Here is a 15,760-nt window from a genome sequence, read left to right as displayed (position 1 = left end):
CGAGATGAAAGCCATTTATTTAATTGGATTTATGGGAGCTGGGAAAACGACTGTGGGTAGGGCTCTCGCTGAAAAAATGCGTTGTCCCTTTTATGATAGTGATCAGACGGTGGTTGAACGTACAGGAAGGTCGATTCCGCAGCTCTTTGATGAAGTAGGTGAAGATGGATTCAGGGACCTAGAACAGCAGGCGTTGCAATCATTACCTATCGAAAATTGTATCATTGCGACAGGCGGGGGTATCATTCTTAGGGAAGACAACCGGAAATATATGAAGGAAAAGGGAACCGTTATTTGGCTCCATGCCAATCCGACAGAAATCATAAAAAGGCTCGAGACTGACTCATCACGCCCTTTATTGTCCGGAAATAAAGAGGAACAAATAGTGCAGCTTTATCAAAAGAGGGTTAACCTATATAAGTTAGCTGCTGATTTACAGGTTCATACGGACAGAAAAACAAAAATGGAGATTACAGAAGAGATATTAATGAAAATCACCATAAACTAGCCATCTTTTTTAGAAATTAATGAATAACATCCATGATAAATGGAGATACTTCTGATGGGTGAATGTCGATGAAAACAAATGATTATATAAAATTTTTAACAATTCAGTGGTTAGTGTATATGAAGCAGCCAAAGGAAGTACGTAAAGAGCAACGCCGTCATCATAGAGATGATCGGCCGCCATTAATGAACCATTGGTTCGGAATCATTCCGTTATCAATTGAAATGCTCTTTAAACGTAAGGCGTAATAAAGTTTCTTTAAAAAAGCAGTGGATTTTTTTGCAACCCACTGCTTTTTTGTATTCATTTTTATATCTTCATCAAAGATTAAGCTTTATTCTAAACTATTGTTTAGTTGATGCGAGAATTCAGCCTTAACTTTAAATACCTCTTTTAGATAGCCTGACCGCTAAGATAAAAAAGTCCGCCATTTATAATGCTGACACGGATTCTGGGTTCGTATTGCATTCGTAATGCTTCTTTTTCAAGGTCATACATGTGAGTTTCCTCTTCTTTTTTATCCTCATAAAAATGGTTCAGCAAACTCAAGTCTTTATTCCAGCGCACGAGAGCCTCATCAGCCCACCCATGGTCATCCTGATTAATTTTATTTTGGATGTAAGTTTTGATACGATGCAACCCGCTTTGATAACGAATAATGGGTGTAAGGGTAAATGTATAGTCAGATATTTTAGGTGTAAGCGAGAGTTTATCAGCTGAATCAATAAAATTTTCTACAAAAAGACCGTTGATCAGGTTCAATCCTATTGAAAAGAATAAATCCTTTTTTCGGTCGCATTCATAGGATATATTAACATTTACACCTAACCAGGGAAATAAAGGCATCTGACCACTAGTCACTTTAATCTCCTCAAATAAGCGGATATGCTTCGATAGTCTTTGGGCAGACGCGAATATTTGGTGCAGGCGAGGGGATCCAAAATGTATGAATTCCCCTTTTAAATCAGGAGGAGCTGCCTCTTTGTCGAGGATAAACGTTAAGCTCATCGGATTAGGCACTCCGCCAACTTTCTCGAGATAATGCCAATAAAAAGGTCGGTTCATCAGTTCTTTATCCATATCAATTGTCAACTGCACAGTTAGATGACCTGGCCCTTGATTGATGATTTCGCATTGATTGGCTGTGAAAAATTGAACGAGAAACTCAAGAATTTCCTGTTGCTGCATGTGAAGGCATCTCCTTTTTTAGATCTTGAGCAAGCTGTATTAAAGACGTGAGATTATCCATTTTAACCTTCATCTCACCCTCTGTTTTTGATTTATTGAGGATGTCAGTTAAATGCTCTTCAAGATTCTTAACCTCCAGCCTCGTTAGAATATCATCAAGTTCCCCAACGACACGTTCAAATAATTGAATTTTTTCGTAGAGAATTTTCATAATATGATCCTCAATGGTATTCCTGGTCGCAAAATTATAGATTCGGACATCTTCTGTTTGTCCAAGTCTGTGAATTCGGCCGATTCTTTGTTCCAGTCGCATCGGATTCCAAGGTAAATCAAAGTTTATAATATGATGGCAAAACTGCAGGTTAATTCCTTCTCCACCTGCTTCTGTAGCAATTAAGACTTGTGCTTGTTTTTCGAACAGTTCTTTCATCCAGTCCTTCTTACTACGTTTAAATCCGCCGCGGAATGGAACAGAAGTGATTCCATTTTGCTTAAGAAACCACTGCAAATATAATTGCGTGGCTCGATACTCGGTAAAAATGATAACCTTATCTTTTATAGAATGAATCAATTCAAGTGCTTTTTTCGCTTTTGAATTGCAATCAACCAGTTCGACCAGGTTGATAAGGTTATGTATGGCTTCCTTAAAGCTTAGTCCGGCATCCGGGTTTCGATCGAGCATATTTTTTAGCGTAAAGTAGACGGCTTCCCTGCTGCTGCATGCTTCACGCTGAAGGATTAACGAAGAAAATGTACTCCCGATACCCTCCGGTAATTCTTTCCTAAATGAAGAAACCCCATCATATAGAGCCTGTTCCTTTTCGGTGAAATCTATAAAAATGGTTTCAACCTTTCTCTTAGTCCATTCAATGCCGGTATCCTGACGTTTATTTCGAATCATCACCATATTAACCAATTCTTTCAAATAAGCATCATCCTTTAATGAACGTTTCTTAGCAGAAAAGCGTTCATTAAATTTGGCATAACTTCCCAAATGCCCTGGCTTAAGCAATGATACAAGATAAAAAATTTCTTCTATCTTGTTTTGAATAGGGGTTGCCGTTAACAGTAGACAGAACTTTCTCTGGACTTTTTGTACAAACTCATAGTTTTTGGTTTTATTGTTTTTTAACTTGTGAGCTTCATCTATGATGACAATGTCATAGGTTTGTTCGAGTATGGCAGAACGATGAGGCTCTCGTTTAGCAGTATCTATGGAAGTGATTATACATTCAGAATCCCACCCATACCCCTTTCTGTATATGACAGCTGGTATGTGAAACTTCTGATTAAGCTCCTGTGCCCATTGAGATACGAGAGAGGCTGGGACTAGTATTAGTATTTTGCTTGCCAGGCCCCGAATCATATATTCCTTTAAGATCAGACCGGCCTCTATTGTTTTACCAAGACCTACTTCATCAGCTAATATGGCTTTACCATTCATTCTTTCGATGACTTCGGTAGCAGCTTCGAGCTGATGGGTTAAAGGTGTAAATCCTGATAAATGCTTTGGTGCAAGGAGGCCGTTGAAATCTGGAATTAGATTATGCTTTTCGGCCTCCAATCCGAGTTTAAAAAGGGAGTAGCTGCACCAGGGGCCATCCTCCATAATCTTTTCCTCAAGCTCCTTTTCCCAATCTTCATCAAAATAGACCTTTGGTGTTAAACTCAATGTGAATCCCAACTTTCTTTATTTAAGCTAGTTAGATAAATGCTTGATTGTAATTTAACTAAATTCAATAGAATTCTCTTACCTTATATAGGTATAGGTGGTGTCATTAATTTCTAAACAATAGTAGGAGTTTAATCTCCGGCTAAAATCTGATTAAATGCTTTATGCGGATGGCAGAAAATTATAAGGAATTTATTAAGTGACGCCTAAACAATTTTTTTGCCCCAATAAAGCTGAGGTGTTACTGATATTTTTTTAGTTTCCAATCATTCATCGAGATAACGTAAATGTTGCCACCTGATAATTGTTGATGGTAGGATATAAATGTAAGACTATTTAGAAAACGGCTTATCTCTTGCTTTTTGTTTAGTATGACCAATTTACATAATTATATGAGCGAATGAAGGCAAGGGGAGAGACCGTATTTGCGGCACCGAAGGAGCAAATGGTGAATCCATGAATCTCTCAGGTACAGAGACTCTTGCTGGACGCATCTCTGGAGAGCGCTTCCTTTATTGTGAAGCCACCCAAGAGGAAACGCCGAAGTACGTTACCCGGCGGTAAACTTTCAGGTATCAGGACAGAGCCCCCCTAATAAGGGAGGTTTCTGTCCTTTTTTTCGTGGATCGCTGAAGGATATATCGCTTCGGTCAAATGTGGAAAAGCGGCGTTTTACTTAATAAGTTAACAAGCAATCGTTTAAATGGCATAACAAGCAAGAGTATCCGTATAAAACGAATCGAATTTTTTAGGAGGGTAAGGATGGGAGAATTAAAGCAGACTCCGCTGATCAGTGTGTACAGGGAGTATGGAGGAAAAACAATTGATTTTGGCGGCTGGGAACTGCCTGTCCAATTTTCAGGCATTAAACAGGAGCATGAATCAGTGCGTACAAAAGCAGGCCTCTTTGATGTATCACATATGGGCGAATTCATGATTAAGGGTGCTGGGTCTTTACCATTTTTGCAGCTGATGATGACCAACGATGTCAGTAAGCTGAAAACGGGCCGGGCACAGTATACTGCTATGTGCTATGAGAATGGCGGAACGGTTGATGACCTGATTATTTATAAAAAAGGTGAAGATGATTATTTGTTAGTTGTGAACGCATCTAATATTGATAAAGATTTTGAGTGGTTAAAAAAGCATGCGAGCGAAGATGTAGAACTAAAAAATATATCGGAACAAATAGGGCAATTGGCATTACAGGGACCGCTTGCAGCTGATATATTACAGAACCTTGCAGAGGAAGTAGAACTCAATACCATTGGTTTCTTTGCTTTTCGTGAAGATGTCATGATAAATGGCATTAGTGTACTTGTTTCAAGAACTGGCTACACCGGTGAAGATGGATTTGAATTGTACTGTAAGAGCGAAGATACAGTGAAGCTTTGGAAAGATCTTTTAGAATTCGGTAAGGATAAGGGATTGGTTCCATGTGGACTTGGGGCAAGAGATACGCTTCGGTTTGAAGCAAAACTTCCTTTATATGGCCAAGAGTTATCTCCAGAGATTACACCTATCGAAGCGGGGATTGGGTTCGCTGTAAAAACCGATAAAGAACATTTTATTGGTAAGGAAGTTTTAAAGGAACAGAAGGAAAATAGCGCCCCTAGAAAGCTTGTCGGAATCGAAATGATTGACCGCGGTATTCCGAGACATGGGTACCCGGTTTTCGTTAAGGATGAAAACATCGGGGAAGTGACCACTGGAACACAATCCCCAACCTTAAAGAAAAACGTAGGCCTTGTCCTGATTAATGTAGAATTCGCTAACCTTGATGAGGTAGTCGAGGTTGAGATACGGGAAAAAAGATTAAAGGCGAAAATTGTTAGTACTCCATTTTATAAACGCACTCAGGCAGGAGGAGTAAAAAAATGAAGCATCGTTATTTACCAATGACAGAGCAGGATACTGAACAGATGTTAACAGCGATTGGTGTAGAATCAATCGATGACTTATTTTCTGATATACCTGAAAAAGTAAGGTTTAAGGGTGAATACAAGCTAAAAAAAGCAAAGTCTGAATCAGCACTTCTGAAAGAATTAACAGAGCTAGCCGAGAAAAATGCCAATCTCAGGACCCATAGTTCTTTTCTTGGAGCGGGAGTATATGACCATTACATGCCAGTCATCGTTGATCACGTTATCTCAAGATCAGAGTTTTATACCGCTTATACACCGTATCAACCGGAGATTTCCCAGGGAGAATTGCAGGCTATTTTTGAATTTCAAACGATGATTTGTGAACTGACCGGAATGGATGTGGCGAACTCCTCCATGTATGATGGGGGAACTGCTCTGGCCGAGGCAGCCATGCTCTCAGCAGGACATACACGTCGTAAGAAACTGCTTGTTTCAGAGACAGTGCACCCGGAATCACGGGCTGTTTTATCCACTTATGCAAAAGGCCAATATCTTGAGCTTGAAGTTGTCCCCTGTAAAAATGGAGTGACGGATACAGAACAATTGGCGGGTATGATGACTGATGAGGTAGCTGGTTTTATTACTCAATATCCAAACTTCTTTGGCCGAATCGAAAACTTAGCTGAAATTGAACAAATTGTTCATGAACATAAAGGAATGTTAATTGTTTCAAGTAACCCACTTTCACTTGGTGTCTTGAAACCGCCGGGTGATTTTGGTGCAGATATTGTCATAGGGGATGCACAGCCGTTCGGAATCCCGGCTGCATTTGGCGGACCTCATTGCGGATATTTTGCAGTTACTTCTAAGCTGATAAGAAAAGTACCTGGACGTTTGGTTGGCCAAACGGTTGATGAGGATGGGAAGCGTGGGTTTGTATTAACCTTGCAGGCGAGGGAACAGCATATTCGTCGCGATAAAGCGACCTCGAATATTTGCTCTAACCAAGCATTAAATGCTCTCGCAGCCTCTGTGGCAATGACTGCGTTAGGTAAGAAAGGCGTGCAGGAGATGGCGCTTCAAAATCTCCAAAAAGCGCATTATGCAAAGGAGCAATTAAAAGCAAATGGACTTGAAATTGCCTTTGAAGGACCTTCTTTCAATGAGTTTGTTGTTAAGTTAAATGGTTCTGTAGCTGCAGCTAATAAAATGCTCCTACAAAAAGGCATAATTGGTGGTTATGATTTAGCTTGTGATTATCCTGCCTTAACCAATCATATGCTTGTGGCAGTGACGGAGCTGCGTACAAAAGAAGAGATTGATAGATTTGCACAGGAATTGGGGGATTTCCATGAATAAACAGGATCAGCCATTAATATTTGAACAAACCAAGCCGGGCCGTATCGGCTATTCGTTGCCGGAAATGGATGTTCCGGAGTCAGCATTAACTGAGCTTTTGCCTGAGGAGTTCATTCGCACAGAGGAACCAAAGCTGCCTGAAGTATCCGAGTTGGATATCATGCGTCATTACACGGCACTTTCGAGAAGAAATCATGGCGTCGATTCCGGTTTCTATCCGCTCGGTTCCTGTACCATGAAATATAATCCGAAAATTAATGAGAATGTTGCCCGTCTAAATGGATTTGCACATGTTCATCCTCTGCAGGATGCAGAAGCTGTACAGGGTTCTTTAGAGTTAATGTATGATTTGCAGCAAAGTCTAAAGGAAATCACAGGTATGGACGAAGTCACTTTGCAACCGGCTGCGGGAGCGCATGGAGAGTGGACGGGATTAATGATGATTCGTGCCTATCATGAGGCGAATGGTGATTTTGACCGCGTAAAAGTAATTGTTCCTGATTCTGCGCATGGTACGAATCCTGCCTCAGCCACAGTTGCGGGATTGCAAACTGTTACCGTGAAGTCAGGTCCGGATGGTTTAGTAGATCTGGAAGATTTGAAGAGTGTTGTAGGGAAAGATACAGCAGCCTTAATGCTTACAAATCCGAATACACTGGGGCTTTTTGAAGAACAGATCATCGAGATGGCCGAAATTATTCATGATGCCGGTGGAAAACTATACTATGACGGTGCCAATCTGAATGCTGTACTATCCAAGGCTCGCCCGGGTGATATGGGATTTGACGTTGTTCATCTTAACTTGCATAAGACATTTACTGGACCACATGGCGGCGGTGGGCCAGGTTCAGGGCCGGTTGGGGTTAAGAAGGAGTTAATTCCGTTCTTACCAAAACCGCTTATTGTAAAAGAAGAGAATGGCTATCAGCTTGATTACAATCGTCCGCAATCAATTGGCAGAGTAAAGCCGTACTATGGAAATTTTGGAATCAATGTCCGTGCCTATACGTATATTCGGTCTATGGGACCAGACGGATTGAAGGCAGTAACGGAGTATGCTGTCTTAAATGCAAACTATATGATGAGAAGATTGGCAGAGTACTATGATCTCCCATATGATAAGCACTGTAAGCATGAGTTTGTTATCAGCGGAAAACGTCAGAAGAAACTTGGTGTTCGGGCTCTTGATATTGCCAAGAGATTGTTAGACTTTGGCTATCATCCACCAACCATTTATTTCCCTTTGAATGTGGAAGAATGCATGATGATTGAGCCAACAGAAACAGAATCAAAAGAAACACTGGATGGCTTTATTGATGCTATGATTCAAATTGCCAGGGAAGCAGAGGAGAATCCGGAAATTGTACAGGAAGCACCACATACAACGGTAATCAGCCGTTTGGATGAGGCACTGGCTGCTCGTAAGCCTGTATTGAGATATCAAAATTAATAAGAATAAATTTTAAGCAGCTATCATGACCAGATAGCTGCTTTTTTAGAAGAATGAAGTGGTTCAGGATAGGGAGGGAAATACGATCGAAAATATATTCTGCCTTTCAAATGAAAGAATCATGCTGAGAGAAATGATTAGTAGTGATTGGGTTGATGTACATAAATACGCATCACAGGATATAGTTTGTCAGTATCAGCCATGGGGACCGAATACGGAAGAAGAATCGAAAAAATTCGTGAGCCAAGTAATCGAGGATTCAACACAAAAACCAAGAGCAAGGTTTGTCTTCGCAATTATTTATAATGGAAATATGATTGGGGCCGGAGAACTTACAATACGAAGTTTCACTAATAAAGCTGGAGAAATTGGCTATGTTGTTAATCCGGATTATTGGGGAAAGGGAGTGGCGACAGAAGTCGCGTCTTTGTTAATTGAATTTGGATTTAAGGAACTGAACCTGCATCGTATATTTGCAACCTGTGATCCAAGAAATATAGGTTCAGCTAAGGTGTTGGAGAAAGTCGGAATGGTTAGAGAAGGAATCATTCGCGACCATTTGTTCATGAGAGAAGGCTGGCGAGATTCATTATTATACAGTGTTTTAGAACGGTAGCCTGAGATTAGAGTATCGTTCTAATTTCGATTATTCAGTGCCAATCAGGTATAATGGATAAAAGCATCTCTCAAGTTGAGAATCAGCTAAGTAACCGAAAAAGAGGAACATACATGACTGAACATAGCTTCAATGATTTTAACATAAGTCCCGAAATTATTCGGGCATTAAGTAAAATGAATTATTTTCAACCGACAGAGGTCCAGCAAAAGGTGATTCCAATTGCGATTGGTAATCAGGATCTTATCGTAAAAGCACAAACTGGCAGTGGGAAAACAGCTGCGTATGGAATCCCGATTTGCCATCATATAGAGTGGATTGAAAATAAGCCTCAGGCACTTATCCTAACCCCGACCAGAGAATTGGCTGCGCAGGTGAAGGAAGATTTAACGAATATTGGCCGATTTAAGCGGATTAAAGCAGCTGCTGTTTATGGAAAGCAATCATTTGCTAAGCAGCAGCTGGAGCTTAAGCAAAAAAATCATATTGTTGTTGGAACACCTGGAAGAGTGTTGGATCACATTCAAAAAGGTACATTAAATGTTGATGAACTTCGCTATTTGGTAATTGATGAAGCAGATGAAATGTTGAATATGGGCTTTATTGATCAGGTTGAAGCCATTATAAATGAATTACCTAAGGAACGAATCAGCATGCTGTTTTCAGCAACATTGCCGGATGATATTCAAAACCTATCCAATCAATATTTAAAAGAACCAATCTTTATTGAAATTAACAAAAAAGAGATGACGACTCAGTTGATCGAACACTCTTATTATAGGGTCAAGCATGAAAAGAAAGCGGAGCTGCTAAGGAAAGTTACGACGATAGAGAATGCGGATAGCTGCATCGTTTTTTGCCGCACACAGGAACAGGTAAACAATCTGTTTGATACATTGGTTAAATGGGAGTATTCATGCGGTAAAATTCATGGTGGAATGTATCAAGAGGACCGCTTCGATGTTATGAATCAATTTAAACGGGGTGAGTTTCGATATTTAATTGCCACGGATGTCGCTGCGCGCGGAATTGATATTGAAAATATTACACATGTCTTGAATTACGATTTTCCAGTGGAAAAGGAATCCTATGTACATAGGACGGGAAGAACGGGCCGTGCGGGACATACGGGAGTAGCCATTTCTTTTGTAACTCCTTTTGATGAAGAATTATTGAGAGAGACAGAAGAATATATAGGCTTTGCTATTCAGGTAAAAGAGGAGCCAACTGAAGCAGAAGTAGAAAAATGCAGGCCGAATTTCGAATCAAAAATGTTCGAAAATGAGATAAAGGAAGATAAAACGACCGAATTAAACAGTGGAATTATGAAGCTGTTTTTCAATGGCGGCAAGAAAAAGAAATTGAGAGCTGTCGATTTTGTGGGGACAATTGCAAAAATTGAAGGCATATCTGCTGAAGACATTGGAATTATCACAATTCAAGACCAGGCTACATTTGTTGAAATATTGAACAATAAAGGTCCAATCGTCTTACAGGCTATGAAGAATAAAACTGTTAAAGGAAAGAAATTAAAGGTATATGAGGCATTTGAATAATAATAGGATGCTCACCGATCTAAACAGCCCTTCCGAATCGTTCGGAAGGGCTGTTTTAATTAGATCCATCCTAAAGATCTAATCATCATTCTTGATAACCAAATCAGCTCGTTCTAGCGGGGTAACTTTCTTTATATAATACTCTTCTGCTTTCCAGTATCGATTTTGAAATTTATCGATATTCTCCTGTGTGGTCTTACTTTCCCGGCTGAATCTAGTTACTCTGGAACAATCTAGGTAAATCATAAAATCAAAGAATGCTCTCCATTCTTTTCTTTGCAGAAATATACCTTCAACGATAATGAGGGAAGTTGCTGGAATCTGGATTACTTGCCATTTTTGCTTATCAGTGGTGGGGTCATATGCAGGGAGGAGTAACTCAGTTGATTTCTTTAATTGATTGAAAAAATTAGCTCTTAGCCACTCCGCGTCCCATTGGAGTCGGTAATATTCAATCCATTCATCGTGACCAGTGTGATAACGTTTATCTTTATCTACAATAAAATCATCAATATGAAAAAGGTGAAATGATAGACTCTGTTTCTCAAGTGACTGTTTCATTCTTTTGGTAAAAGTCGTCTTCCCAGAACGACTGAGGCCATCAATACCAAGAATAAATCTTTGTCCTACTTTAAGTTCGGGTAATTGATTAATTAGATTTTGTATATAATTCCCCAAGTATTTCCTTGCCTCCTGTACTTTGAGATTGTCCTCACTTAAATAAAAGAATTTGATTTTTCCGTTATTTAATCTCCTTTAGAAATATTTTCCTTTATAATTATAGAAAAGGCAAAACAAAGGAGGCGGTTACGTGGATATTGTTAGACATTATAAACAGATGCCACCCACTTTTCAAACGCGGATCGATTACAACACAGTAATGAATCCGATTAAAGAGAAAAGTTTTCCACATATCTGAATGGGTATATTAATAAGTAGCCTCCTTTTGTGGAAGAATATAAAAATTATTAATATCGAGTTAGAGGGAGAATAATGGATTTACTTTTATCAATTATATTGCTTTTAGTCATGCTTTTAATATCGAATATTATTAGCCACTATATTCCATCCATCCCCACCGCTTTAACTCAAATAGCTTTGGGGATTTTATTTGCTTTATTCATACAGGATCTATCATTTGAGTTAAAAGCGGAATGGTTTTTGCTTTTATTTATTGCACCGCTATTATTTAATGATGGACGTCGATTTCCACGCGATGATTTATGGAAAATGCGCTGGCCAATATTGGCCAATGCATTTATTCTTGTTTTTTTAACGACTATAATTGGCGGATATTTTATTAACTGGCTGATTCCCAGTATTCCGTTGGCCGCTGCTTTTGCTTTAGCAGCTATCCTTTCTCCAACGGATCCAGTAGCGGTGAATGGAATTGCCGAAAGGATTTACTTACCGACGATTATTTTACGTCTTGTTCGAGGCGAATCGTTGATTAATGATGCGTCTGGTTTAATTGCCTTTAATTATGCGGTTGCTGCGGTTGTAACAGGTTATTTTTCATTGCGGGAGGCAGCAGCCGATTTTGTTTATGTGGTCATTGTTGGCGCGATTGCTGGTATTATCCTCGGATTATTAGCTATCCTAATCCGTTATTCACTAAGAAGACAAGGGATACAGGATGTTACCTTTTATTCTTTGCTGCAATTTGTAACGCCATTTATTGTTTATATTGTTTCAGAAGAAGTCCTGCACGCCTCTGGTGTAATTGCTGTAGTAGCTGCAGGTATTGTTCATTCCAGTTTAAGTGAAAAGACTGGAATGAAAAGTGCGGAGGAACAGGTGGTCACTGAGAATATGTGGTCGATCATCTTGTTTGTACTCAATGGAGTGGTGTTTTTATTATTGGGTTTGAGTTTGCCTTCTTCTATGAGAGCAACGGTAGAGAATCCTCTAATCAGCAATTGGCTTGTGCTCGGTTATGTCCTGGCGATTGGTTTGGCTATCATGATTATCCGAATTGTTTGGTCCTACTGCTTCTTAAGCATGGGTTATTACATAACTAACAGAAAAGAACAATCGAAGCCCAGCTGGAAAGTGGCCCTTCTAACCGGCTTGACTGGCGTACGCGGTGCAATTACCATGGCAGGTGTATTGTCAATGCCATACTTTGTAGCAACTGGAGATTTATTTCCTGAACGGTCTCTAATTGTATTTATAGCAGGCGGTGTTATTTTATTTACTCTTTTAGCTGCGACTATTCTATTGCCTTTGATCAGTAAAAAAGCCATTGAACCAGAGAGTGATGAAGAGAAAGAGTTTTTAGATGCTCAGATGAAATTAAAAATATTGAGGACTGCCATAAAGCGGATTGAAGAAGAACTAGAGCCGGAGAATCAATCCGCTGGTTACGAGTTAATTGGTGAATATAAAAAGATGATTGAGCAAATTCGCTATGAAAATAAGGATTTAGAATTTATTAAGGTATCGCAAAAAGAGAGAATAGAGGCTCGCTTAGTTGGTTTAAGAGCAGAAAGACATTATATCCAGGAGGCTGCTGCTGATGGTTCTGTAAGTGAAGAGATTGTGAAAAGACTCGAGAAGTCCTTGGATATAAGAGAAAATTTACTCACAGAGAATTTCATGTCCAAAATAACGACTCTTTTTGGCCAATTATATAGGAAGTATAAGCAATATAAGCGTGTGATAACCAAGGAAAACGAAAAGACGGCAGTCCTGTTAAATGATATGCGGGATATTCAGATTCAGGCGACAAAAGCTGCCATTGAAAGTCTAGAAAAATATGTAGAGGAAACGAACAATTCACATGTTTCATCCATCATTTATGAGTATCGAAGAATTATTGATAAACTGAAGCAACCAAATAAAGCCCGTTCAAATAATAGTATGAAGGATCAGCAAAAAGAAGAATTACGTTTCAAAGCTATTGAAGCTGAACGAGCTGACATTCAGCGAATGTATGAAGAAGGCCAAATAAATCGCGAACTGGCTCAGGATTTACGTCGATTTGTGAATTATGTGGAGAGTGTTATGCTTCAGGAAATTGAGGAATAGGCTTGCAGGTGTTCTACCTGTGAGCTTTTTTGTTTACCGTTTAAAGGTAAAGGGAAATGTGAGTATAAGATTTCACATAAAATACATTTTTGGTCAAATATACCACTATCTTAGATGATAAAATTTAGGAGAATGAAACGGAGGAGGCAACCAACATGAAAGTATTTATGATTGGCGGTACGGGCTTATTAGGTGCTGAAGGCGCAAGGGTATTAATTGAACAAGGGCATGAAGTGGCAACATTGTCACTGCCACCTATCCCTGAAGGCAGTAACCTTCCTGAAGAAATGGAGATAACTCTGGGAAATTATTTAACATTGACAGATGATGATATTCGTAAATATTTAACAGGCTGTGACGGATTTGTTTTTGCGGCAGGTGTAGATGAAAGAGTAGAGGCACCATCACCAATCTATTCATTTTTTGAAAAATATAATATTACACCATTAGAACGGCTATTAAGAATAGCAAAGGAATGCGGTGTCAAACATTCAGTTGTACTGGGGTCGTATTTTGCTTATTTTAATAGAGAACTACCCGAGTATGAACTGACGAAGCACCATCCATATATAAGGAGCCGTGTAGATCAGGCTAATATGGCTTTATCCTTCGGGGATGATGATATGAGTGTAGCCGTTTTGGAGGTTCCATATGTCTTTGGAAGCCAGCAGGGACGTAAGCCTGTTTGGGTATTCCTTGTTGAACAGATTCAAAATATGAAAGAAGCTGTCATGTATCCTGAAGGAGGAACAACCATGGTGACAGCGAAGCAGATCGGGGAGTGCATTGCTGGTGCCTTAATAAATGGGAAGACAGGTAATTACCCGGTTGGCTATTATAATATGGAGTGGAAAGAAATGCTGACCATCTTCCATAAATACATGGGAACACCGGACAAAGAAATCATAACAATTCCTGCCTCTAATTATATTGAAGCGATGAAGGCGAAAGCAGAAAAACAAAAGAGTGCTGGAATAGAAGTGGGATTGGATACGGCTGAATTCGCAAAAATCTTTACTAAAAATCTTTTCATTGATAAAAAGACAATTGTTGACCACTTTGGTGTACAGCCAGATGATATAGAAAAAGCCATCGGAGAATCAGTTCAGTTAAGTCTGGATATATTGGAAGGAAAAAAAGCCGTAGTTGATATGAAAGCTGAATAAATCTACATGAGAGAAAAATATATATAAAGGAAGGGAAGCTTTGTTTCCTTCCTTTTTGTTATGAAAAAGGTAATGGGTCATTATAAAGAACCTTAACAAAAGGCTGTTTCGTAAAGATTGTGGCTTTCGTATGGAAGGGGAAGTTGGTATGGTTCGTATTATATAGTTCAGCCAGAACTTTCTGGTTGAACTTTTTATATGGATTTATTCTATCAGTAGCCAGGGTAGAATTTACGGGGATGTGGGACTGATATGGATTTCCTCCGCTAAACTGTTCACCCCCTACTTGTATAAATATATATAAGGCTAGGTGGACTGAGATCTTGTATAACAAACGAAGCTATAATACTACTTGGAGGAAATAGGGGGGACTGGTGAATCTATCAGAGGAGTATAAAGAACGAACCCAATTGAGGGCGTAGATAGCATTTTAATAAATTAATGGAGGATTAGTTAAAGAAGAAGTAATATTTACAATAAAGAAAACACGCCGTTTTTTGGGGCGTGTTTTCTTTATCTTTATGCCATTTATGATATCAAAAAGGTTATTACTTCAGAGTATTTTTAGAAAAGCATCTCAAAACGTAAACCTTTGGATTGATTCTGGAGGTCTCTTCATAATTTTCCCGTTCTATTACTATATGGAAATAATATCTAGATTGAGTTCGGATTGCCGAGTGGTAAATAAGAATATGAGCTATTATGAAAAGCCTATTTGTTATCCATATTAATTACAAAAATAGAAGGAGGAAGAAAGATGGCTTTGTTGGTTGGACTGCTTTTAATATCTTTTCTAGGTCTAATCGTAGGTTTGAATGATCCGAACGTTGTTCTTTCATGGCTTCCAGAAACTAAAAGAAATAAGCCATTTGTGTGGCGGGTTTTTGGGGGCGCAATAGCAGTATCTTTTATTTGGATACTGTCACCTTCAGTAATTGATAATTTGCTTCTTATCCTATTTCTAGTATCTATCGCAGCTTTATTTGTGGGCTTAATTAAACCGAGCTTTGTTTTGAAGAGAGCTCCTGAAGCCAAAAGGTTGCATGTAGTAATGATTTTTGGTGCTGCAGCGATATTATGTATTACTTTAAGTTCAATAATTCCTCCAGTAGAAGAGTCTGCTGATAGTAGCGCACAGGTAGAGCAACAGCAAGAAGTAGGTACGGTTAAAGCAGAGGAAGAAAAAACTAAAGCGAAGGAAGAAGCAGAGGCTAAGGCAAAGGCGGAAGCGGAGGCTGAGGCGAAGGAAGAAGCGGAGGCTAAGGCAAAGGCGGAAGCGGAGGCTAAGGCAAAGGCGGAAGCGGAGGCTAAGGCAAAGGCGGAAGCGGAGGCTAAGGCAAAGGCAGAAGC

General features: G+C 39.4%; 12 protein-coding genes, 1 pseudogene and 2 riboswitches. Of the genes and pseudogenes, 10 read left to right on the top strand and 3 right to left on the bottom strand.

Features of this window, described 5'->3' with window-relative positions:
• Positions 1–4 precede the first annotated feature (4 nt).
• Both AC4BHA_RS07190 and AC4BHA_RS07185 read left to right on the top strand, forming a co-directional pair.
• Positions 5–508: a shikimate kinase gene (locus tag AC4BHA_RS07190; RefSeq protein ID WP_066105050.1), complete on the top strand. Its 504-nt coding sequence runs from the start codon at positions 5–7 to the stop codon at positions 506–508.
• A 68-nt stretch (positions 509–576) separates the two neighbouring features.
• Positions 577–756: a YqzE family protein gene (locus tag AC4BHA_RS07185; protein ID WP_066105047.1), complete on the top strand. Its 180-nt coding sequence runs from the start codon at positions 577–579 to the stop codon at positions 754–756.
• Positions 757–901: 145 nt separating this feature from the next.
• Here AC4BHA_RS07185 and AC4BHA_RS07180 read toward each other — a convergent pair whose 3' ends face one another.
• Both AC4BHA_RS07180 and AC4BHA_RS07175 read right to left on the bottom strand, forming a co-directional pair.
• Positions 902–1,696 carry a YqhG family protein gene (locus AC4BHA_RS07180; RefSeq protein ID WP_148630124.1) on the bottom strand — a complete coding sequence of 265 codons (795 nt, stop codon included), beginning with the start codon at positions 1,694–1,696 and terminating at the stop codon, positions 902–904.
• Positions 1,674–3,305, bottom strand: a complete 1,632-nt coding sequence (locus AC4BHA_RS07175) for a DEAD/DEAH box helicase (protein WP_490558476.1) — start codon at positions 3,303–3,305, stop codon at positions 1,674–1,676. Before AC4BHA_RS07175 ends, AC4BHA_RS07180 begins: the two co-directional genes overlap by 23 nt.
• 463 nt (positions 3,306–3,768) lie before the next feature.
• Positions 3,769–3,859, top strand: a riboswitch (glycine riboswitch).
• Between the two features lie 3 nt (positions 3,860–3,862).
• A riboswitch (glycine riboswitch) is annotated at positions 3,863–3,954 on the top strand.
• Positions 3,955–4,130: 176 nt separating this feature from the next.
• On the opposite strand from AC4BHA_RS07175, the gene gcvT reads away from it, so the two are divergent.
• The 5 genes from gcvT (at position 4,131) to AC4BHA_RS07150 (ending at position 10,214) form a co-directional block, all read left to right on the top strand.
• Complete coding sequence (gcvT, locus tag AC4BHA_RS07170; RefSeq protein ID WP_490558379.1) at positions 4,131–5,249, top strand: glycine cleavage system aminomethyltransferase GcvT; 1,119 nt, start codon at positions 4,131–4,133, stop codon at positions 5,247–5,249.
• Positions 5,246–6,592: an aminomethyl-transferring glycine dehydrogenase subunit GcvPA gene (gcvPA, locus tag AC4BHA_RS07165; RefSeq protein ID WP_066105037.1), complete on the top strand. Its 1,347-nt coding sequence runs from the start codon at positions 5,246–5,248 to the stop codon at positions 6,590–6,592. Before gcvT ends, gcvPA begins: the two co-directional genes overlap by 4 nt.
• Complete coding sequence (gene gcvPB, locus AC4BHA_RS07160; protein WP_066105034.1) at positions 6,585–8,042, top strand: aminomethyl-transferring glycine dehydrogenase subunit GcvPB; 1,458 nt, start codon at positions 6,585–6,587, stop codon at positions 8,040–8,042. The genes gcvPA and gcvPB overlap by 8 nt, the downstream gene beginning before the upstream one ends.
• A gap of 121 nt (positions 8,043–8,163) precedes the next feature.
• Entirely contained in the window at positions 8,164–8,658 is a 495-nt protein-coding gene (locus tag AC4BHA_RS07155) for a GNAT family N-acetyltransferase (RefSeq protein ID WP_490551641.1), read from the top strand.
• Between the two features lie 113 nt (positions 8,659–8,771).
• Complete coding sequence (locus AC4BHA_RS07150) at positions 8,772–10,214, top strand: DEAD/DEAH box helicase (RefSeq protein ID WP_140462027.1); 1,443 nt, start codon at positions 8,772–8,774, stop codon at positions 10,212–10,214.
• 78 nt (positions 10,215–10,292) lie between these two features.
• Here the strand turns inward: AC4BHA_RS07150 and AC4BHA_RS07145 are convergent, their stop codons facing one another.
• Positions 10,293–10,892, bottom strand: coding sequence for a kinase (locus tag AC4BHA_RS07145; RefSeq protein ID WP_140462028.1), 600 nt, complete (start codon positions 10,890–10,892; stop codon positions 10,293–10,295).
• A 315-nt stretch (positions 10,893–11,207) separates the two neighbouring features.
• Here AC4BHA_RS07145 and AC4BHA_RS07140 point away from each other — a divergent pair, with 315 nt between their 5' ends.
• The 3 genes and pseudogenes from AC4BHA_RS07140 to AC4BHA_RS07130 form a co-directional block, all read left to right on the top strand.
• A complete protein-coding gene (locus tag AC4BHA_RS07140; protein ID WP_148630108.1) occupies positions 11,208–13,244 on the top strand; it encodes a Na+/H+ antiporter in 2,037 nt (678 codons plus the stop codon).
• A gap of 155 nt (positions 13,245–13,399) precedes the next feature.
• A complete protein-coding gene (locus tag AC4BHA_RS07135) occupies positions 13,400–14,410 on the top strand; it encodes an NAD-dependent epimerase/dehydratase family protein (protein ID WP_490558378.1) in 1,011 nt (336 codons plus the stop codon).
• Positions 14,411–15,167: 757 nt separating this feature from the next.
• Positions 15,168–15,760, top strand: a pseudogene (locus tag AC4BHA_RS07130) (hypothetical protein); the annotation flags it as partial.

Source organism: Pradoshia sp. Z3_51 (assembly GCF_058215915.1).
This window is presented reverse-complemented; position numbering and strand designations above follow the sequence as displayed.